Origin of the sequence: Pseudomonas mosselii, from assembly GCF_019823065.1 — a bacterium.
Lineage (GTDB): Bacteria > Pseudomonadota > Gammaproteobacteria > Pseudomonadales > Pseudomonadaceae > Aquipseudomonas > Aquipseudomonas mosselii.
Genome location: NZ_CP081966.1, coordinates 2,183,120 through 2,202,998, shown reverse-complemented (window position 1 = coordinate 2,202,998; position 19,879 = coordinate 2,183,120). Strand labels below are relative to the sequence as shown.

Annotated in this window: 23 protein-coding genes; 15 read left to right on the top strand and 8 right to left on the bottom strand. The window is 65.2% G+C overall.

Translation table 11 applies throughout. The annotated features are described in order from the left end of the window. Positions 1 to 12: 12 nt before the first annotated feature. From K5H97_RS10165 to K5H97_RS10150, 4 genes are all read left to right on the top strand, one after another. A complete protein-coding gene (locus K5H97_RS10165; RefSeq protein ID WP_028692402.1) occupies positions 13 to 1,302 on the top strand; it encodes an NAD(P)/FAD-dependent oxidoreductase in 1,290 nt (429 codons plus the stop codon). Further along, positions 1,295 to 1,855 carry a helix-turn-helix domain-containing protein gene (locus K5H97_RS10160; protein ID WP_028692403.1) on the top strand — a complete coding sequence of 187 codons (561 nt, stop codon included), beginning with the start codon at positions 1,295 to 1,297 and terminating at the stop codon, positions 1,853 to 1,855. The genes K5H97_RS10165 and K5H97_RS10160 overlap by 8 nt, the downstream gene beginning before the upstream one ends. 10 nt (positions 1,856 to 1,865) lie before the next feature. Continuing rightward, the gene (locus K5H97_RS10155) at positions 1,866 to 3,218 is read left to right on the top strand and encodes a glutamine synthetase family protein (RefSeq protein WP_028692404.1); all 1,353 of its coding nucleotides are present in this window, start codon (positions 1,866 to 1,868) and stop codon (positions 3,216 to 3,218) included. A gap of 133 nt (positions 3,219 to 3,351) precedes the next feature. Further along, the gene (locus K5H97_RS10150; RefSeq protein ID WP_028692405.1) at positions 3,352 to 4,125 is read left to right on the top strand and encodes a TSUP family transporter; all 774 of its coding nucleotides are present in this window, start codon (positions 3,352 to 3,354) and stop codon (positions 4,123 to 4,125) included. 906 nt (positions 4,126 to 5,031) lie between these two features. Here K5H97_RS10150 and nudC read toward each other — a convergent pair. Then, positions 5,032 to 5,862, bottom strand: a complete 831-nt coding sequence (gene nudC / locus K5H97_RS10145) for an NAD(+) diphosphatase (protein ID WP_028692406.1) — start codon at positions 5,860 to 5,862, stop codon at positions 5,032 to 5,034. A 36-nt stretch (positions 5,863 to 5,898) separates the two neighbouring features. Beyond that, a complete protein-coding gene (locus K5H97_RS10140; RefSeq protein ID WP_028692407.1) occupies positions 5,899 to 6,711 on the bottom strand; it encodes a crotonase/enoyl-CoA hydratase family protein in 813 nt (270 codons plus the stop codon). Between the two features lie 151 nt (positions 6,712 to 6,862). Between K5H97_RS10140 and nhaB the strand changes: the two genes are divergently transcribed. Continuing rightward, complete coding sequence (nhaB, locus tag K5H97_RS10135) at positions 6,863 to 8,365, top strand: sodium/proton antiporter NhaB (protein WP_028692408.1); 1,503 nt, start codon at positions 6,863 to 6,865, stop codon at positions 8,363 to 8,365. A gap of 173 nt (positions 8,366 to 8,538) precedes the next feature. Beyond that, complete coding sequence (locus tag K5H97_RS10130; RefSeq protein WP_028692409.1) at positions 8,539 to 9,153, top strand: dihydrofolate reductase family protein; 615 nt, start codon at positions 8,539 to 8,541, stop codon at positions 9,151 to 9,153. A 6-nt stretch (positions 9,154 to 9,159) separates the two neighbouring features. Here K5H97_RS10130 and K5H97_RS10125 read toward each other — a convergent pair whose 3' ends face one another. Next, positions 9,160 to 9,894 carry an alpha/beta fold hydrolase gene (locus tag K5H97_RS10125; protein ID WP_028692410.1) on the bottom strand — a complete coding sequence of 245 codons (735 nt, stop codon included), beginning with the start codon at positions 9,892 to 9,894 and terminating at the stop codon, positions 9,160 to 9,162. Positions 9,895 to 10,036: 142 nt separating this feature from the next. Between K5H97_RS10125 and K5H97_RS10120 the strand changes: the two genes are divergently transcribed. The 3 genes from K5H97_RS10120 (at position 10,037) to K5H97_RS10110 (ending at position 11,641) form a co-directional block, all read left to right on the top strand. Continuing rightward, the gene (locus K5H97_RS10120; protein WP_028692411.1) at positions 10,037 to 10,510 is read left to right on the top strand and encodes a GNAT family N-acetyltransferase; all 474 of its coding nucleotides are present in this window, start codon (positions 10,037 to 10,039) and stop codon (positions 10,508 to 10,510) included. A 32-nt stretch (positions 10,511 to 10,542) separates the two neighbouring features. Continuing rightward, positions 10,543 to 11,244, top strand: a complete 702-nt coding sequence (locus K5H97_RS10115; RefSeq protein WP_028692412.1) for a YoaK family protein — start codon at positions 10,543 to 10,545, stop codon at positions 11,242 to 11,244. 154 nt (positions 11,245 to 11,398) lie between these two features. After that, positions 11,399 to 11,641, top strand: a complete 243-nt coding sequence (locus K5H97_RS10110; RefSeq protein ID WP_028692413.1) for a hypothetical protein — start codon at positions 11,399 to 11,401, stop codon at positions 11,639 to 11,641. On the opposite strand, the gene K5H97_RS10105 is transcribed toward K5H97_RS10110, so the two are convergent. After that, on the bottom strand, positions 11,631 to 11,762 hold the full coding sequence (locus K5H97_RS10105; protein WP_139121070.1) for an alpha/beta hydrolase: 132 nt from the start codon (positions 11,760 to 11,762) through the stop codon (positions 11,631 to 11,633). The genes K5H97_RS10110 and K5H97_RS10105 overlap by 11 nt on opposite strands. Before the next feature lie 163 nt (positions 11,763 to 11,925). Between K5H97_RS10105 and K5H97_RS10100 the strand changes: the two genes are divergently transcribed. Next, positions 11,926 to 12,546 (top strand): TetR/AcrR family transcriptional regulator, encoded by a 621-nt coding sequence (locus K5H97_RS10100; protein WP_028692414.1) that lies wholly within the window; start codon positions 11,926 to 11,928, stop codon positions 12,544 to 12,546. A 1-nt stretch (position 12,547) separates the two neighbouring features. Here K5H97_RS10100 and K5H97_RS10095 read toward each other — a convergent pair whose 3' ends face one another. Then, positions 12,548 to 13,450 carry a LysR family transcriptional regulator gene (locus K5H97_RS10095; protein WP_028692415.1) on the bottom strand — a complete coding sequence of 301 codons (903 nt, stop codon included), beginning with the start codon at positions 13,448 to 13,450 and terminating at the stop codon, positions 12,548 to 12,550. Positions 13,451 to 13,540: 90 nt separating this feature from the next. Here K5H97_RS10095 and K5H97_RS10090 point away from each other — a divergent pair, with 90 nt between their 5' ends. Together K5H97_RS10090 and K5H97_RS10085 are read left to right on the top strand one after the other, a co-directional pair. Beyond that, positions 13,541 to 14,896 carry an MFS transporter gene (locus K5H97_RS10090; protein WP_028692416.1) on the top strand — a complete coding sequence of 452 codons (1,356 nt, stop codon included), beginning with the start codon at positions 13,541 to 13,543 and terminating at the stop codon, positions 14,894 to 14,896. After that, positions 14,889 to 15,290 (top strand): nuclear transport factor 2 family protein, encoded by a 402-nt coding sequence (locus K5H97_RS10085; RefSeq protein WP_028692417.1) that lies wholly within the window; start codon positions 14,889 to 14,891, stop codon positions 15,288 to 15,290. The genes K5H97_RS10090 and K5H97_RS10085 overlap by 8 nt, the downstream gene beginning before the upstream one ends. Before the next feature lie 80 nt (positions 15,291 to 15,370). Here the strand turns inward: K5H97_RS10085 and K5H97_RS10080 are convergent, their stop codons facing one another. After that, on the bottom strand, positions 15,371 to 16,063 hold the full coding sequence (locus tag K5H97_RS10080) for a peptidase C39 family protein (protein ID WP_051555746.1): 693 nt from the start codon (positions 16,061 to 16,063) through the stop codon (positions 15,371 to 15,373). A gap of 204 nt (positions 16,064 to 16,267) precedes the next feature. Here K5H97_RS10080 and K5H97_RS10075 point away from each other — a divergent pair, with 204 nt between their 5' ends. Continuing rightward, the gene (locus tag K5H97_RS10075; RefSeq protein ID WP_028692419.1) at positions 16,268 to 16,447 is read left to right on the top strand and encodes a hypothetical protein; all 180 of its coding nucleotides are present in this window, start codon (positions 16,268 to 16,270) and stop codon (positions 16,445 to 16,447) included. 81 nt (positions 16,448 to 16,528) lie between these two features. On the opposite strand, the gene K5H97_RS10070 is transcribed toward K5H97_RS10075, so the two are convergent. Together K5H97_RS10070 and K5H97_RS10065 are read right to left on the bottom strand one after the other, a co-directional pair. Further along, complete coding sequence (locus K5H97_RS10070; RefSeq protein WP_028692420.1) at positions 16,529 to 17,284, bottom strand: TerC family protein; 756 nt, start codon at positions 17,282 to 17,284, stop codon at positions 16,529 to 16,531. A gap of 15 nt (positions 17,285 to 17,299) precedes the next feature. Beyond that, positions 17,300 to 17,539, bottom strand: a complete 240-nt coding sequence (locus K5H97_RS10065; RefSeq protein ID WP_028692421.1) for a hypothetical protein — start codon at positions 17,537 to 17,539, stop codon at positions 17,300 to 17,302. 132 nt (positions 17,540 to 17,671) lie between these two features. Here K5H97_RS10065 and nhaR point away from each other — a divergent pair, with 132 nt between their 5' ends. Together nhaR and sstT are read left to right on the top strand one after the other, a co-directional pair. Continuing rightward, entirely contained in the window at positions 17,672 to 18,565 is an 894-nt protein-coding gene (gene nhaR, locus K5H97_RS10060; protein ID WP_028692422.1) for a transcriptional activator NhaR, read from the top strand. A gap of 96 nt (positions 18,566 to 18,661) precedes the next feature. Further along, complete coding sequence (gene sstT / locus K5H97_RS10055; RefSeq protein ID WP_028692423.1) at positions 18,662 to 19,873, top strand: serine/threonine transporter SstT; 1,212 nt, start codon at positions 18,662 to 18,664, stop codon at positions 19,871 to 19,873. Positions 19,874 to 19,879: the final 6 nt, after the last annotated feature.

Genomic DNA, 19,879 nt, shown 5'->3' with positions numbered 1-19,879 from the left:
CGAGGCCCCGGCATGTTCAAGCAATCCGCCCAGCACGTCGCCAGCTATTACGCCCGCACCTACCCCGCCACCATCCCCCTGCGCCCTACCCTGCAGGGCACCCACGACACCGACATCCTGATCGTCGGTGCCGGCTTCAGCGGCCTGCACACGGCCCTGCGCCTGACACTGGCCGGCCAGCGCGTGACCCTGCTGGAAGCCAGCCGGGTGGCCTGGGCCGCGTCGGGCCGCAACGGTGGCCAGGCCTTGCTGGGCTGGTCGTGCGACATGCCCCCGCTGGAGCGAGCCCTAGGCCTGGAACGCAGCCGACGCCTGTGGGACAGCATGTGCTGGGCCGCCCGCGAGCTGCGTGAACTGCCCCAGCGCCATGGCTTTGACGTCGACAATCGCCTGGGCAGCCTGTGGACCGCCGTACTGCCACGTCGGGTAAAACTGCTGGAGGAGGCCCGACGTGAAGCACAGGAGAAGTTCGACTACGACTGCCTGCGCCTGATCGGCCGCGAGGAATTGCCCGAGTGGATCGACAGCACCCGTTATCAGGCCGCGCTGTACGACCCCAATGGCGCCCACCTCAACCCACTGAAACTGGCCCAGGGCCTGGCCGGTGTGATCGAGGCGAACGGCGGGCAGATCTACGAGCAGAGCCAGGTACTCGACTACCACGAACACGCCGATGGCTTCGTCGTCCGCACCGATCAGGGCGAGGTGCGCAGTCGCGTACTGGTGCTGGCCTGCAACGCCTATATCGACCGGCTCGACCGTGCCCTGTCACGGCGCCTGTTGCCGGTGGGCTCCTACCAGGTGGCCACGGCGCCGCTGGACGCCGAGTTCGCCGCCTCGCTGCTGCCACGCAACAGCTGCGTGATCGACAACCAGTTCGTTCCCGACTACTTCCGCCTGACACCCGACCATCGCCTGCTTTTCGGGGGCGGCTGCACCTACCTGGGCGGCATCCCCAAGGACGTCGCCAGCGCCACACGGCCCTACCTGGAACGGGTGTTCCCGCAGTTGCGTGGGGTGGCCATCGAACATGCCTGGGGCGGCCATATCGACTGCAGCATCCAGCGCGCCCCGGATATCGGCCGTCAGGGCCAACGCTACTGGCTGCAAGGATTCTCCGGGCACGGGGTGCTGCCAACCCTGGCCGGCGCACGCGCCGTCAGTGACGCGATTCTAGGTGACGACGATCTGCTCGCGCTTTACCAGAGTATCGACAATGGCCGCTTCCCTGGCGGCGACCTGCTGGCCGCGCCCCTGGAAGCAGCCGCCAAAGCCTGGTACAGGATGCGCGACCATGTCTGAACCGATCGACGACAACCAAGGCCTGGCGCGACTGGTGCGCGACCTGCGCAAGCACCGTGGGCTGACCCTTGACGAGCTGGCCGGCCGGGTCAAGCGCTCGCTGGGCTTTCTCTCCCAGGTCGAGCGCGGCCTCTCACGCCCCACGGTGGCCGACCTCACCGCCATCAGCGAGGCGCTGCAGGTCCCCACCACCTACTTCTACCAGGCCGTGCCGCCCCGGGCGCTCGACTGGGTCACCCGTCCCGGCGAGCGACGTACCCTGTACTACGCCGCCGGGGTCACCGATGTGCTGGTATCACCGACCCTCACCGGCCGCTTCGCCATGCTCGAAAGCCATCTGGCGCCCGGCGCCAGCAGTGGCGAAGGGCATCTGGATGACAGCTCGGAACAGGGTGGTTTCGTACTCGAGGGCGAACTGACCCTGTGGCTCGAAGGCCAGGAAGATGCCGTCACCCTGTACCCCAACGACAGCTTCCAGCTGCCGCCCCACAGCCAGTTCCGCTACGCCAATCTGACCACCCGAACGACCCGGGTTCTCTGGGTCTTCCGTTGAGAGCATGCCCATGACAAGTACAACAGGCTTCCCCGATCTGCTCAGCGAAGTACGCGCCTTCCGTACACGACACCCCGAGGTGCGCTACGTCGACCTGATCAGCCTGGACATCCCCGGGCACTTCTACGGCAAGCGTTACCCGATCGACATGCTGGAAAAGGTGGCCGCCGGCAGCCCGCTCAAGCTGCCGCAGAACTGCGTGCTGCTTGGCGTGCAGGGCGGGCTGTTCCCCATCGGCGACTACTGCTTCAACGACGGTGACCCGGACGCCCCGCGCCGCCTGGTGCCTGATACGCTGAAGCCGGTTAATTGGGAGCGCGAGCCGCTGGGACAGATGCTGATCACTTCGGACGGCACCGCGGCGCCCATCGAGTTCGAGCCCCGCGAGGTGCTGGCCCGCGTCCTGCGGCGCCTCGAACGCCGGGGCATCCGCCCGGTGGTGGCGTTCGAACTGGAGTTCTACCTGTTCGACCGGGCGCTGAAGGACGGTCTGCCGCAGTTCCCCCGCGATCCGGCCAGTGGCGATGCCGACGACCAGCCGAACATGCATATCGAGCGTCTTTCGCGGTTTTCCGATGTGTTACGCGAGATGGTCGAGACCGCCAATGCCCAGGGCGTGGACGCCAATGTCATCACCGCCGAGCTGGGCCCTGGCCAGTTCGAGATCAATTTCGCTCACTGCGACGACGGTCTGCGCGCCGCCGACTGGGCGGCGCTGTTCTGTCGCAGCACCCGTGGCGTGGCGCTCAAGCATGGGCTGCGTGCGTCGTTCATGAGCAAGCCCTACCTACACGCGCCGGGCAGCGGCATGCATGTGCATGTCAGCCTCTACGACGCGGCCGGCAACAACCTGCTCGCCGCCGACGCCCAGCGCCCGCTGCGCCACGCCGTGGCCGGCTGCCTGGCGCTGCTGCCGCACTGTATGCCGGTGTTCGCGGCCAACCACAACGCGTTTCGTCGCTATGGCGCCATGGTCAACGCCGCCAGCCGTGCAAGCTGGGGCTTCGAGGACCGCGACGCCTGCATTCGTATCCCCGAATCGGATCCGCGCAACCTGCGGATCGAACACCGGCTGGCCGGGGCGGATGCCAATCCATATCTGGTGCTGGCGGCGATACTCTGCGGCATGGAGCATGGGCTGGATGCCGCGCAGGAGCCGATCGCGCCGCTGAACGAAGATCGAGGCAGCGGGATCGATTTCCCCAAGGACATGCTCGGCGCGGTGGCGGCCATGCGCGGACACCCGGCAGTCAACGAAGGGCTGGGCGCAGAGTTCGTGATGGTCTATTGCGAGAACAAGCGCCAGGACCATCTGGCGTTTCTGCAGGAGGTCAGTGCGCGGGAGTATCGCTGGTTCCTGTAGGCCCTGTTGCTGCCTCTTCGCGGGTTTACCCGCGAAGAGGCTGGCACTGGAATCACGCGCCGCCCAGGATTACCATGCACCACCTCTAGCGCGGCCTTTTGCCGCACCCCGCCTTCCAGCCTGCGCACACCCCATGCCCTTCGAACTCACCGTAGAACCGCTCACCCTGCTGATCCTCGCCCTGGTCGCCTTCGTCGCCGGCTTCATCGACGCCATTGCCGGCGGCGGCGGGCTGCTGACGACCCCGGCGCTGCTCACTGCCGGCATGCCGCCGCACCTGGTGCTGGGCACCAACAAGCTCAGCTCGACCTTCGGCGCTGCCACCGCCAGCATCACCTACTACCGGCGCAAGCTGTTCCACCCGGCGCAGTGGCGCCTGGCGATCGTCGGCACCCTGGCAGGCGCGCTGATCGGCGCGGTGGTGGCCCACTACATGCCTGCCGAATGGTTGAACAAGATGCTGCCGGTGGTCGTCTTTGCCTGTGGCGTCTACCTGCTGTTCGGCGGCACGCCCAAGGCGCCTCTGGACGCCGAGGCGCCGATCAGGAAGAAGTGGCAGTTCCCGCAAGGTTTCACCCTGGGCTTCTATGACGGCGTCGCCGGGCCCGGCACCGGTGCCTTCTGGACCGTTAGCACGTTGCTGCTCTATCCCATCGACCTGGTTCGCGCCAGTGGCGTGGCGCGTAGCATGAACTTCGTCAGCAACATCGCGGCGCTGACGGTGTTCATCATTTCCGGACAGGTGGATTACATCGTTGGCCTGTGCATGGGGGTGTCGGTGATGATCGGGGCGTTCTTCGGGGCGCGTACTGCGATCAGTGGGGGGAGCAGGTTTATTCGGCCGGTGTTTATTGCCGTGGTGTTGGCGTTGACTGTGCGGTTGGCTTGGCAGCATTGGTTTGGGTAGGGCTTGGGCTTGGGCTTGGGCTTGGGCTTGGGCTTGGGGGCGATTGTTTTGATTTTTGTATGCGCATTCGTAGAAGATAACGACATTTAGTCACCTTTCCGCCCTTACGGCGGCCTACTTTTCTCGTGGGAAAAGTAGGCAAAACCGTCCCGCTCCGTTCATCCGGCCCCTGCGCTTCGCTCCGGGGTTCCCTCGCTCCGTTCTTGCTCCCGGGAGGACCGCGCTGAACGCCCCATCCTGGGGCGCAGCGCTTGACGGGCATCCATGCCCGTCACCTCCCTACGCAAGAACTCCGCTCGGCCTCCTGAAGTCGCAATTGGCGTTGCCTGAACTATCGCGCGCTTAGAAGCAAGAGCAAGAGCAAGAGCAAGAGCAAGAGCAAGAGCAAGAAATGCGAAGTTATTTGTTTGACCATTAGTTATGTATTGGCTGTTCCGGCCCTTTCGCGGGGCAAGCCCGCTCCTACAGGGTTATATATAACGACGAATATTGCGTGGGAGCGGGCTTGCCCCGCGATACAATCGAGAGATCAATTAAATTTCAACTAGCGACAGCTGCGCCAGTCCAGGCGCCGCTCGTAACTTCGCGACTTCAGGAGGCCGAACGGAGGTCTTGCGCAGGGAGGTGACGGGCATGGATGCCCGTCAAGCGCTGGGGCCCAGGATGGGCCCTGCAGCGCGGCCCTCCCGGGAGCAAGGCCGGAGTGAGGGGACCCGGAGCGAAGCGGAGGGCCGGATGAATGGAGCGCAGCGTTTTTTGGTTACTTTTGTCCGGCCGGCGCTCCGGGAGTTTGACAAAAAGTGACCCGCCGTAAGGGCGGAAAGGTGAATAAGCGTCGACATCGCAAATGAATGCGCCTACAACTTACAAAACCATCCAACCCAACTAAAACCAACTAAAACCAACTCAGGCAGGCAAAACCGGCTCAGGCAACCCCAACCGCCGAGCAACATACAGATCTATCAGATACCGAGCAATCGACCGCCCCGCCGGCAAAGGCGGCAACTCATGCACATTGAACCACCGCGCATCCTCGATCTCATCCGCCTGCATGACAATCTCCCCCCCAGCATACTCGGCATGAAACCCCAGCATCATCGAATGCGGAAACGGCCAGCACTGGCTGCCAACGTACTGGATGTTTTTCACCTCCACCGCCACCTCCTCGCGTACCTCGCGCACCAGGCAGTCCTCGGCCGACTCCCCAGGCTCCGCGAACCCCGCCAGGGTGCTGTAGACCCCGGTGACGAAGCGCGGCGAACGGGCCAGAAGCACCTCGTCCCCGCGAGTAATCAGCACGATCATGCTCGGTGAAATCCGCGGATAGCTGCGCAAGTCGCAGGGCTGGCAATACATCGCCCGCTCCCAGCGAATCTGCGTCATGGCCTGCCCGCAACTGCCGCAGAAACGGTGCTCGCGAGCCCAGGTACCGATCTGCGCGGCGTAACCGAGCACCTTGTAGGTATCGAAGTCGCCCTCGAGCATGAACCGGCGTAGCCCCTGCCAGTGGCAACCCGGCACCTCACCGGCCCCGCGCAGTTCCAACAGGAACACCGGCTGGCCATCGAAATGGCCGATACCATGCTCGCACAGCACGTCCAGGTCCTGGCGCTTGAGCCAGTCGCGGGGGAACAGCGCGCCGTTGGCGTCCACCAGGAACCCTTCCGGGCTGCGGGCGACGGCCAGCCCCCCGGTGATCTGCGGGTCGAGTACTGCGGTTGTCCAGCGTGCTGACATGGTTCGGGTCCCTTGATGGCGCCCGCCACTGTCCAGTCAGTCGGCGAACGTCGGTTGCTGTTTGCTCATGTGCGCGGCCATGGCCACACGCAGGTCTTCGGACTGCAGCATGGCGGCGTTCCAGGTGGCGATGTACTCCAGGCCATCGTCGATGCGATGGTCACGCATGTAGCTGATCATCTCCTTGGTGCCGGCCACGGCGATCGGCGATTTTGCGGCAATCTCGCGGGCGATGGCAAAGACCCCGTCGAGCAGCGCCGCCTGGTCATCATAGACGCGGTTGACCAGGCCGATGCGCAGCGCCTCCTGGGCGTCGACCCGGCGGCCGGTGTAGGCCAGCTCGCGCATGATGCCGTCGCCGATGATACGCGGCAAACGTTGCAAGGTGCCGACATCGGCGGCCATGCCCATGTCGATCTCCTTGATCGAGAACTGCGCGTCAGCGGCGCAGTAGCGCATGTCGCAGGCCGAAACCATATCGATGGCGCCACCGATGCAGTAGCCCTGGATCGCCGCCAGCACCGGCTTGCGGCAGTTGTCCACGGCGTTGAACGAGCCTTGCAGGCGCAGGATGGTGCGGCGCATCACCCGGGCGTTGCGGCCGACGTCCTTGCCCAGTTGCTGCGCCAGGGTGGCCAGCATCGTCAGGTCGATACCGGAGGAGAAGTGCTTGCCAGCGCCGCTGATGACCACCACGCGCACCGCGTCGGTGTCGTCGATCCATTGGAAGATCTCGACCAGTTCTTCCCAGAAGGCGGCGTTCATCGCGTTGATCTTGTCCGGGCGGTTGATCTGCACGTGGGCGATGTTGTCAGTCAGTTCGACCTTGAACGCGGTGTATTCGGTCACGAGCGGCACTCCTGTGGGAAAAGGGTTCACAACGCCGGATCTTAGCGTACCCGCAAGGCTGCACATGTGCCAAAAGCCGGACTGGATGACTTGCACCCCAAGGCGCTATACGGCACCTTGCGCCACTGCTGAATCAAAAGGATACAAATTCATGTCCCGTTCCCTGACCGGCACCCTCGCCCATGGTTTCCTGGGCCAGTCGCCGCGTTGGTACAAGGCCATCATCTGCCTGTTCCTGGTGCTCAACCCGTTGCTGCTGGCGACCCTTGGCCCGGTGGTTACCGGCTGGGTGCTGGTGATCCAGTTCATCTTCACCCTGGGGATGGCGCTCAAGTGCTACCCGCTAATGCCCGGCGGCCTGCTGCTGGTCGAGGCGCTGCTGCTGCGCATGACCACGCCCGAGGCCCTGTACGAAGAGCTGCAGCACAACTTCCCGGTAATCCTGCTGCTGATGTTCATGGTCGCCGGCATTCACTTCATGAAGGAGCTGCTGCTGTATCTGTTCTCGCGGATCCTGCTGGGAGTGCGTTCCAAGGCGATACTGAGCCTGCTGTTCTGCGTGCTCTCGGCGTTTCTCTCGGCGTTCCTCGACGCCCTGACCGTGACCGCGGTGATCATCAGCGCCGCGGTGGGATTCTATGCGGTGTACCACCGGGTCGCCTCGGGCACCAACCCACGGGAGGAGTCGGCGCTGGACAGCGACCACCAGGTCGAACAACTGCACCGCGACGACCTCGACCAGTTCCGCGCCTTCCTGCGCAGCCTGCTGATGCACGGCGCGGTGGGCACGGCGCTGGGTGGCGTGTGCACCCTGGTAGGCGAGCCGCAGAACCTGCTGATCGGCCATGAAATGGGTTGGCACTTCGCCGACTTCTTTCTCAAGGTCGCGCCGGTGTCGATGCCGGTACTGGCGGCAGGCCTGGCGACCTGCGTGCTGCTGGAGAAGCTGCGCCTGTTCGGCTACGGCACGCTGATGCCCGAGCGTGTGCGCCAGGTACTGGCCGCCTACGCCGCCGAGGACGACGCCGCGCGCACTCCGGCCCAGCGCATCGCCCTGGTGGTGCAAGGCTTGGCCGCGTTGATCCTGATCGTCTGCCTGGGCCTGCACATCGCCGAGGTCGGCTTGATCGGCCTGATGGTCATCGTGCTGATCACCGCCTTCACCGGCATCACCGACGAGCACCGCCTGGGCCGCGCGTTCCAGGACGCCATGCCGTTCACCGCGCTGCTGGTGGTGTTCTTCGCCGTGGTCGCGGTGATCCACCAGCAGCAACTGTTCAGCCCACTGATCGCCTGGGTGCTGGCCCTGCCCAGCGAGCAGCAGCCAGGCATGCTGTACCTGGCCAACGGCCTGCTGTCGGCGATCAGCGACAACGTGTTCGTCGCCACCATCTACATCACCGAGGTCAAGCAGGCGTTCGTCAATGGCGCAATGAGCCGCGAGCACTTCGAAACCCTGGCGGTGGCGATCAACACCGGCACCAACCTGCCCAGCGTGGCCACGCCCAATGGCCAGGCGGCATTCCTGTTCTTGCTGACCTCGGCGATCGCGCCGCTGGTTCGACTGTCCTATGGACGCATGGTGTGGATGGCCTTGCCCTACACCGTGGTCATGGGTGGCCTGGGCTGGTGGGCGGTGACCTACTGGCTGTAGCCGAACCCTCTGCAGGAGTGGCTTTAGCCGCTCCTGCAGGCGACCGCGCCTTTTCCCGTTTTCTCTCCTCCCGCGCCCCCATCCGTCGAGCCCTGACTATCGTTCAGCACTGCTGTCGATTCTCGCCAACCCCGTTCGACTATCCAGCACACCCACCCGAGGAGATTCATCCCATGCGCAAGCTCATCGTCGCCGCCTTCATCACCCTCGACGGCGTCATGCAGGCCCCCGGCGGTCCGCAGGAGGACACCAGCGGCGGCTTCACCCATGGCGGCTGGATCCCGCCGTTGGCCGACGAGGCCTTCGGCCAGGCCATGCAGACCCTGTTCAGCCAACCGTTCGAACTGCTGCTGGGGCGGCGCACCTACGACATCTTCGCCGGGTTCTGGCCAGAAGTCGGGCCCGAGGCGCCGGATCGTCCGTTGGCCGACCTGTTCAATGGCGTGGCCAAGCATGTCGCCACCCACCACCCCGCATCCATCGAGTGGCAAAACAGCCACACGTTGGGTGCCGATGTGACAGGCGCGGTGCGCGCGCTCAAGCAACAGGACGGCCCGGCGCTGCTGACCCAAGGCAGCGGTGAACTGGTACGCCAGCTGCTGGCGGCCGGGCTGGTGGACGAACTGCGCCTGTTGATCCATCCCCTGCTGCTGGGGCGCGGCAAGCGCCTGTTCGGTGACGATGCACAGGCTGCAGCCTTCAAGCTGGTGGAATCGAGCAGCACCCCCAACGGGGTACTGCTGGCGCATTACGTGCGCAGCGGCGAGGTACAGACAGGATCGTTCTGAGCTCGGTCAGTCGAGCAGGCGGGCGATGGCGTTGGCGAAGCCTTGCGGGTCTTCGAGCATCATCAGGTGCCCCGCACGCGGCAGCACGGTAAAACTGGCCGCCTGCTCCTCGGCCCAGTGCGGTACATCCCAGCCAGCCCGTGAGTGTTCGCCGGCGACCAGGTGCACCGGTTTCGTGGCGAACAACGTGCGCAGCTCCACCAGATAACCTGGTAAGCCGGTCACCGCGACCACCGAGCGCGCCATGGCCTGCAGCGTACCCGCGCCCTGGTGGGCCAGCCACTGGTCCGCCAGGGCCAGGCGCCCAGGATTGGCCACGATGCCGGAGCGGGCCAGCCAGGTAGAGGCATCGTCACGATAACCTAGCAGCAATGCCTCAGCCTCGACTGGGGCCATGCGCGCCACCGATGCCGACCAGAATGCATCCTTCAAGGTGAAGTTGCCCTCGACACTGATCACGCTCGCCACGCTGGCTGGATAGCGCCGGGCGAACAGCATCGCCACCACGCCACCCACGGAGTGGCCGAGCAGGTGCACATAGGGCAAGTTGCGCGCCAGCAGGATCTGCCGCAGGTGCTCGACCTGGGCGTCGATGTCGACCAGCGTCGATGGCGTGTCGTCCAAGCTGCCATAGCCGAGCAGGTCCGGGGCGAACACCTTCCTGGGTCGCAGGGTGGGCTGAAACGTCGGGTGATCCAAGCAGCCGATCAGGCCATTGAGCATTACCACGGGCGTATCCATAGCCTGCCTCGACACTGTGCTTGCGGGACCCGCAGCATGCGACCTGCCACGGTGATTGAACAGCACAATTCCATTGCGCCGCGCCAATGAGCGTTTTCCCGCATGCCCTTGTTATCATCCAGGTTCAACCGGGAGGGAACCGATGCTCGACATTCGCCGTGCCAGCCGCCACGACGCACTGGAAACCTACACCATCCGCCGCCAGGCAATCCTGCACCAGTGCGCCGAGGCTTACGGCGACACGCTGGCCCAGGCCTGGGCCGACGTACCGTTCACCGAGGGCTACGCAGCCCTGGTCGCCGACCATTTCCACCTTGCCTGCGTGGACGGCACGATCGCCGCCACCGGCATGCTCGACCTGCACAGCGGCGAACTGGGCGCACTGTTCGTACTGCCGTCGTTCATGGGCCAGGGCATCGCCCGCAGGATGGTCGAACACCTCGAAGGCATCGCCCGGGCCGAGGGCCTGGAAACGGTCCATCTGGATGCCACCCTCAACGCCGCCGCGTTCTATCGCCGCTGCGGCTACGTCGGCGAGGCACAATCGACCTACCAGTCGCCCTTTGGCCTCGAACTGTCCTGCATCCCCATGCGCAAGGCCATGGTCCGGGTATAAGATCAGAGCCCCCTGCCCCGGAGACCCGTCCCATGCTGCCCACCGCCCCCTCCCTGCACAGTGCACGCCGCGTCCGCCTGCAGGCCTTGCGCGGGCGGGTCGGCCTGGGGCTGGTGGCCGGGCTTTCGGTGCTGGCCGGCATGACCGATGCCATCGGCCTGCTGGCGTTGGGCGACTTCGTCTCGTTCATGAGCGGCAACACCACGCGCCTGGCGGTGGCCATCAGCCAGGCGGACCTGGCGCTGATCCTGCGTCTGGCCTTGGCGATCCTCGGTTTCGTGCTGGGCAATACCCTGGGTGTCCTGCTGGCCCGGCGCCTAAACCGGCGCGCCGCGCCCTTGCTGCTGATCGTCGCCACCCTGTTGGCCTTCGCCGCGGCCTGGCCGGCGTCGATCACCTTCCCCGCGCTGATCGCAGCCACCCTGGCCATGGGCATGCTCAATGCCGTGGTCGAACAGGTGAACGGCCTGCCGATCGGCCTGACCTACGTCACCGGCGCGTTGTCGCGCTTCGGCCGTGGCCTGGGACGTTGGCTGCTGGGTGAGCGGCGCGATGGCTGGCGAGTGCAACTGGTACCCTGGAGCGGCATGCTGCTGGGCGCCGCGCTCGGCGCCTGGCTGCAACAGCGGCTTGGCTTGCAGGCGTTGGCGGCCAGTTGCGCCCTGGCCTGCCTGCTGGCGCTGGTGACGGTGTTCATTCCACGGGCCTGGCAACTGGGCTACATGCCGCGCTGAGGACGGACCAGACAGCGCAAGCCCGTAGCGGCAGGATATGCTTATCCTTCAATAGTCACTATCGAGCGCAGCAATTTCCAAAGCGTCACCGTGGCCAATAACCTGAGCTCATCGATTCGACACCCTCGAACCCCAGGCTCACGGAACCGCCCCGATGAACACCACCGCCCGCCACCTCCTCGCTGCCCTGGCCATCGCCGTGCTGAGCGGCTGTGCCAGTCATCCCGAGCAGCGCCCCTATACCGCCGAGGAAACTCGCCAGTTGCAACTCGAAGCGCTGCAACGTCAGGGCCTGAGTCTGGAAGAGTACGAGCAGCGCAAACTGGCGGTGTCGCGCGCCGGCCGCCCGCAGGTGGTGACCGACGCCGCCAGGGCCAGGACCGCGATCAGCGGTTGACCTCGACCTCCTCCAGGAGCGCCAGCAGGTGCTCGTTGAACGACACCGGCCCTTCCTCCACCACGAAATGCCCGCAACCCGGCAGGATTACGCCCTGCAACGCGTCGGCGTGCCCCCGCATCGTCAGCAGCGCACCGAGTCGATCGTCGAGCGCCTGCGCCAGGCATTGACCCTGCTGCCGAGCAGCCAGGGTTTACACGTTTCTCTGCAGGAGCGCGAGGCCGTTAACCTTGGCCCTGGCAAAGCTGTTAGCCTTGCCCTGTTCAGGTCACCACGGACAGCCCATGGCCAACCACAAGATCGAGATCCGCCGGCGCAACGTCGAGAAGATCCTGCAAGCCGCCGAGCAGGTGTTCGCCGACAAGGGCTACGGCGCCACCTCCATGGGCGATATCGCCGAGCTGGCGCAACTGCCGCGCTCCAACCTGCACTACTACTTCAGCACCAAGGACGAGCTGTACCGCGCCGTGCTGCAGGACCTGCTGGATGTGTGGAAGCAGGACGCCCTGTGCTTCGAGCGCTTTGACGACCCCAGGGTGGTGCTGACCAGCTACATCCGCGCCAAGATGGGCCACTCGCGCTCAAGGCCGCTGGGCTCGAAGATCTGGGCCGAGGAGATGCTCCACGGCGCCCCGCTGCTCGGCGCCAGCCTGGACGAAATCCTGGTGCCCTGGGCGCAGCTCAAGCAAGCGAAGATCCGCAGTTGGGTCGAGGAACGCCGCATCCTGCCGGTGGAGCCGTCTGCGCTGCTGTACATGATCTGGGCCACGACCCAGCACTACGCCGACTTCGGCTACCAGGTCAACCTGCTCAATGGCGGCGAGTCGCTGTCCGACGTGGCGTTCGAGCAAGCGGTGCAGACCGTCACCGGCGTCATCCTGCGCGGTATCGGCCTGGAGCCATGAACTAGCGCCCCAGGTGCTCGCACAGGAAGTCGATGAACACCCGGGTCTTGTGCGGCACATGGCTGCTGTTCGGGTAGACGACGCTGATGGGCTGCGCCGGCAGGCTGTAGTCCGGCAACACGCGCCGCAACCTGCCGGCGTCCAGATCCTCCTCGACCAGCCAGGCAGGCAGCACTGCCACGCCCAGCGCGGCGCAGGCCATCGCCCGGATGGCGTGGGACGCATTGGACTGGTAGACCGCCTTGCCCACCACGCTCGCACTGCCACTGCGCGTTGCGTGCAAGGTCCAACTGGTCGGGCTGCGCAGGTTGCTATTGGCGATCCAGGGTACCTGCGCAAGGTCGGCAGGCTCGGTGATGGCATGGCGAGCGAGAAAGGGCGGTGAGGCCACCAGCAGAATGTCGTAGTCAGCCAGCTTGCGACTGCGCAGGTTCGAGTCCATCAGGGCACCGAGGCGCACCACCAGGTCGAGCCGTTCGGCAATCAGGTCGCTCAGCGACGAGTCGGTCTCGTAGCTGATCGACAACGCTGGGTAGCGCTCGGCGAACACCGGGATCAGCGGCAGGATGAAGCGCTCGCCGTACTCCCCGGTGGTACTGATGCGCAGTCGGCCTGATACGCCATTGTGCCGGCGCAGCACACTGTCGAAGGCGCCTTCGACATCGCTGACGATCACCTTGAAGTCTTCGTGGAAACCTTGGCCGGTTTCGGTCAGGGCGATGGAACGGGTGCTGCGCGCCAGCAGCGTCACTCCCAGGGCCTGCTCCAGCGCCTTGACGTGCTGGCTGGCCATGGCTTTGCTGATGCCGAGAAAGTCCGCCGCCTTGGTAAAGGAGCCGAAATCGACCACCGCCAGAAACGTCTGCACCCGGTTGAGCTGGGTGTGGAGGGCCGTGCGCGGCATTGTTCACTTCCATCAAACAGAGTTTCAAGGGTAGCGATATCGACGGGGACAGTCCACGGCACCTACGCTGCGCGCCGAAAAGGAGTGGCAATGACGTACCGATATCGCGTGGCAACGATCTTCCTGATGGGCTTCTTCATCGACTGCATCAACCTGTTCATGCCGACCGTGGCGTTGCCGCGGATCACGGACCAGTTCGCCATTGGCAATGCCAGCAGCGCCTGGGTCGGCAACGCCTACATGCTCGGGCTGACCCTGGCCGTGCCGGTGAGCACCTGGCTGGCGAACCACTGGGGCGCGCGGCGCCTGCTGTGCGCCGCGATGCTGGGGTTCAGCGTGGCAGTTTGGGGCTGTGGGGAAGCCGCAAGCTTCGCCGCGCTGATCGCCTGGCGTCTGCTCCAGGGGATGGCCGGTGGTCTGCTGATCCCTGTGGGGCAAGCGCTGACCTTCGAGCGGTTCCAGGGCCCGGAGCGCGCCCGCGTGTCCACCCTGGTGATGGCCGTGGCGCTACTGGCGCCGGCGCTGTCGCCGACCCTCGGCGGGATGATCGTCGACCATGGCCGCTGGCCGTGGGTCTTCCACTGCAACATTCCGCTGGCCCTGCTGACGGCGGCGCTGGCCTGGGCCTGGATTGACCAGACGCCCGGCCCGACAGCCTCCCGCCCGGACTTCAAGGGATTGCTGCTGGTCAGCGCCACCCTCGCCGGCCTGCTGCTGGGTCTGTCGCTGTACGGCGCTGGCCATGGCCTCGCGCTGACCATCGCCTGCCTGCTGGCCAGCGTGTCCTGCGCCCTGCTGTACCGCGCCCACTACCGACGCTCGGCCGGCGGCATCGTCGAACTCAAGCTGCTCGGCAGCCCTCGTCTGCGGGTCTCGATGCAGGTCTACCATGCGATCCCCGGTGTGTTCACTGGGGTCAACCTGCTGAACATCTTCTACCTGCAGGACGTGTTGAAACTGAGCGCCCAGGCCACCGGCCTGTTCATGCTGGTCTATGCCACCGGAGCCTTGGCCGCCATGCTGGTGACCGGCCGCCTGTACAACCGCGTCGGTGCCGTCCGCCTGCTGCTGCTCGGCCTGCTTCTGCACAGCCTGGGTATCAGCCTGCTGATATGGGTCGCCCCGCCGACGGATAGCGCCGCGCTGGTCGCGGCCTACGGCCTCATGGGTATCGGCGGCGGCGTCGGCGCCAACACCGCCCAGACGACCGCGCTGCTCGATTTCAGCGGCGAGCGGATGCAGCAGGCCAGCGTACTGTGGAACCTCAATCGACAGATGGCCTTCAGCGTCGGCGCAGCCTTGCTGCTGATGATCTTCAACCTGCTGCTGGTGGACCTGGACGCGTCTTCGGCCTATCGCCTGACCTTTGCCCTGGCCGCGCTGCTGGGGCTGCTGCCATTGTTGGTACTGAACACACTGCCCAAGGAGAACCACGCCCATGCCTGAACACGCGATTGCCCGCGCCGAACGCAGCATTCATCACGTCCACGAACTGATCCAGATGATCTTCACTCGGTCGGCGGCCGAGACCCAGTCGGTGCTCGGCGGCCTGATGGCGGTGTTCGCCGACGATTTCAGCATGGTGGGCACGACAGGCAGGCTAGTGGGTCGCCAGCAGGTCGAGCAGTTGTTCAAGGGGGCCGCAGGCACACGGCCCGGGCTGCAGATCACGGTCGGCGATGTGCAAGTGGTGTGGCAGGCCGGGGTGAATGTGGCGGTGCGCTACAAGGAAACCCACCGCGCGCAGGACGTGACACTGGCACGCTGGTCGCTGGCATTGCTCGAATGCAGCGACCGTGGGGTGGTGTGGCGCTGCCTGCACGAGACGGCGATCCAATAAGCCCTTTCGCGACAATGCTCTCATTCGATCGGTAGAGGCACGTTTGAACTGCAGGCGGCGTCCTGCAACTGGCCAAGCCATCACTGGCCCAGGCTGGCAACCGCCTGCCTGGCGGCAATCTCCTGCCCTGAACGGGCCAGCTCATCCGCCGCCCGCAACCAGCGCTGGCGATCCACCTCGGCCGGCAGTTGCCGTGGCGACTGCAGCAGCACCGCCCAACTGCCCTCCTTGGCCCACGCCGATTCGAAATCATCGAAGGCCATCAACTGCCGTCGATGCATGCCCGAACGCAACAGCACCCGCTGCTTGTAGCGGTCATAGCCGATCAACACGGCGTAGCGCGTCTCGCTCCACCAGGCCGAACCTTCCTGGTAGCGCAGCAGCACCGGATAACCGGCGGCCACCTGCGCGAGCAAGGCGTCCAGGTGCTTGTCCAGCGGGTACACCACCCGGCCATATTCGCGGGCAACCCGGGGGATGCCGGTATCCAGCGATTCGGCGGCCTGGGGCAGGCCCAGCGCCTTGTCGAGCAGGCCCGGGGTAATCGGCGCGCCCTGTTGCGACAGCACCGCGGCCAGGGCCATCGAGCCGCTGTGGTTGGCGTTGCCGCGATAGAACGGCACGCTGCTGATCTCGACCCGCTGCGCCAGGCCCTTGAGCGCGGCAGGCGGCGAGCTTGCGCAACCGGAAAGGGTCGCCACCACCAGGCAGGCGGCCAGCAGGCGACGTGGGCCCAGGGCCCGAAACTTGGAGAGCTTTTGCAACGTGGACACTCGCTTGTTCCGCGGTCAGGCAGGCAGCGCCCGACCAAGAAGCCGATCATAGGACGCTGGCGCCTGCGGGTATAGCCCGGCGCGGGCTTGGAACAAAACAACCCAAGGACTAGACCTTCGGTCAATGGAACGTCACAGGCGACGGGCTAGACTAAAGCTGTGTCTGGATGGCGAGTCTGGCTCGCCAGAGATAAGGAGGCACACATGAGCCTGACAATGGCAATTCTAATGCTGGTCGGCATGTGGCTCAGCGTTGCGGCGGCCATGCTCTGGGGGGTGTTGCGCATCGTGCGCCGGCATTCCCACCCTCATCACCTGCCACCCCATGCACTGGCCAAGGCCCAGCCCATGCGCCGTGTCCGACGCCATGCCGGGGCTCATTGACAGCATCTACACACTTCGAGCCATGAACGACAAGAGGGAGCCCAGGCTCCCTCTTGCTTATTATCATTTGTAGCTTGCGGCTCAGTTGCCCTCGGCCGCCTCACGCTTCAAGCGTGCCCGACGCGCCAGGATGTTGAGGATCTCGATCGCCGTGGAGAACGCCATGGCCGCATACACATAACCTTTCGGCACATGTGCGCCGAAACCTTCGGCGATCAGGGTCATGCCGATCATGATCAGGAAGCCCAGGGCCAGCATCACCACGGTCGGGTTGTCGTTGATGAACTTGGCCAGCGGGTCGGCGGCTACCAGCATCACGATGACGGCGCTGATCACGGCGATGATCATGATCGGCAGGTGCTCGGTCATGCCCACGGCGGTGATGATGCTGTCGATCGAGAAGACGATGTCCAGCAGCAGTATCTGGAAAATCGCCGCGGTGAAGCCGATGGTCACGGTGCTGCCAACCTTGGACTCTTCCTTGGCGCCGTGAGGGTCGACGCTTTCATGGATCTCCTTGGTCGCCTTCCACAGCAGGAACAGGCCACCGGCGATGAGGATCATGTCCTTCCACGAGAACGTGTGGCCGAACACCTCGACCACAGGCTCCGTCAGCTGAACGATCCAGGCCACGGTACTGAGCAGCGCCAGGCGCATGACCAGGGCCATGCTGATACCGATACGGCGTGCCTTGGAGCGGTATTGCTCAGGCAGCTTGTTGGTGAGGATGGAGATGAAGATCAGGTTGTCGATGCCAAGCACGACCTCCATGGCCACCAGGGTGGCGAGGGCAACCCAGGCGGTGGGACTTGCGGCGAGTTCCAGCAAATATTCCATTGGTCAGTCCTGCTCTCAGATGTCCTGGGTGTCTTTCTTGTCGTCTTCGGCCTTGGCCTTCTCGGCATCGCCGCCGATGGCGTCGCTCAGGGCCTGCTGGGCGGCGTCGTTGGTCTTGTCGATGGCCTGCTTGGCGGTTTCGGCGGCCTGGTCGAGCATCTGCTGGGCGGATTTCTCGGCCTGGTCGCAACCGGACATGGCGAGCAGGGCCAGTGCCAGCACCAGCGGTGTACCAATGGATTTGAGTTGTAGCATGGGGTCCTCGCTTGTCGAATGCCGGGCGGCGCGTCATGCGCCTGATGGAATGGCATTCTAGAGGGGCTGAAACATCCGGAAAATTCGTTTTTTCAGCGTGTATACTTCGGTTTTCCCGAACCGAGAAAGGCCATGCTCAACTACCGCCAGCTCCACTATTTCTGGGCCGTGGCCAAAACCGGCAGCATCGCCCGCGCCAGCGAGCAGTTGAACCTCACCCCGCAGACCATCAGCGGTCAGATCAGCCTGTTCGAGCAGACCTGGAACCTCGAGCTGTTCCAGCGCGTCGGCCGCCAGCTGGAGCTGACCGAGACCGGGCGCCAGGCGCTGGTCTACGCTGAACAGATGTTCCAGATCGGCGGCGAGCTGGAGGCCATGCTGCGGGCCGGGCCGCAGGAGCAGATCCTGTTTCGCGTGGGAGTGGCCGACGTGGTGCCCAAGTCCATCGTCTACCGCCTGCTGGCGCCGACCATGGAGCTGGACGAGGTGATGCGCATCAGCTGCCGCGAGGACAAGCTCGAACGGTTGCTGGCGGACCTGGCGATCCAGCGCCTGGACCTGGTGATCTCCGATAGCCCCATGCCCAGCCACCTGGACATCAAGGGCTACAGCCAGAAACTCGGCGAATGCGGCCTGAGCTTCTTCGCCACGCCCACGCTGGCCGATCGCCTCGACCGGCCCTTCCCCGCCTGCCTGGACGACGCACCGTTGCTGATCCCCGGCCAGGAGACCGTGGTGCGTAGCAGGCTGCTGCGCTGGCTGACCGAGCAGCAGGTGCAGCCGCGCATCGTCGGCGAGTTCGACGACAGCGCGCTGATGCAGGCCTTCGGCCAGTCGGGCAGCGGCATCTTCGTCGCCCCCAGCGTGATCGCCGAGGAGGTCTGCCGCCAGTACGGCGTGAGGCTGATCGGCCAGACCGAGGCGGTGAACGAGTCGTTCTACGCCATTTCGGTAGAGCGCAAGGTCAAGCACCCGGGGATCCTGGCGATCACCGAGGGCGCGCGGCGGGAGTTGTTTCACTGGTAGATCGGCCGGTGATCGCGGGACAGGCCCGTTGCCACGATATGCCCTGCGGGTCTGTGATAAAGTCGCGCGCTTTCACGTAACTGGATTGCGCTGCACATGACCCCCATCCTCCGCCTCATCAACCGCACCGGCCTGGTGACGCAGATCTGCATCGGCCTGGTGGCCGGCATTCTCCTCGCCCTGCTCGCCCCGGCCGTGGCCCGCGACCTGGCGTTCCTCGGCAAGGTCTTCGTCAGCGCCCTGAAGGCCGTGGCGCCGGTGCTGGTGTTCATCCTGGTGATGGCTTCGATCGCCAACCACCGCCATGGCCAGGAAACCCACATCCGCCCGATCCTCTGGCTGTACCTGCTGGGCACCTTCGCCGCAGCGGTGGTGGCCGTGACGGCGAGCATGCTGTTCCCGTCCAACCTGGCACTGAGCGCCAGCGACGCCACGCTGAGCGCCCCCGGCGGTATCGGCGAGGTGTTGCAGAACCTGCTGCTCAGCGCCGTGGACAACCCGGTCAACGCGCTGCTCAACGCCAACTTCATCGGCGTGCTGACCTGGGCCATCGGCCTGGGCGTGGCCCTGCGCCATGCCAACGACACCACCCGCACCGTGGTCGAGGACCTGTCCAACGGCGTGACCCTGATCGTGCGCGTGGTGATCCGCTTCGCCCCGCTGGGTATCTTCGGCCTGGTCAGCGCCACCCTGGCGCAATCGGGCCTGGACGCGCTGCTCGGCTATCTGCACCTGCTCGGCGTGCTGATCGGCTGCATGCTGTTCGTGGCGCTGGTGATGAACCCGCTGATCGTGTTCTGGAAGATCCGCCGCAACCCCTACCCGCTGACCTTGCTGTGCCTGCGCGAGAGCGGCATCACCGCGTTCTTCACCCGCAGCTCGGCGGCCAACATCCCGGTCAACCTGGCGCTGTCGGAAAAACTCGGCCTGCATGAGGATACCTATTCGGTGTCGATCCCGCTGGGCGCGACCATCAACATGGCCGGCGCGGCGATCACCATCACCGTGCTGACCCTGGCCGCCGTGCACACCCTGGGTATCCCGGTGGACCTACCGACCGCGGTGCTGCTCAGCGTGGTGGCGGCGGTTTGCGCTTGTGGCGCATCAGGCGTGGCCGGCGGCTCGCTGCTGCTGATTCCGCTGGCCTGCAGCCTGTTCGGCATCCCCAGCGAGATCGCCATGCAAGTGGTGGCGGTCGGTTTCATTATCGGCGTGCTGCAGGACTCGGCGGAAACCGCGCTGAACTCCTCCACCGACGTGCTGTTCACCGCTGCAGCGTGCCAGGCAATGGAACAACGCGGCGCCTGATCGCGG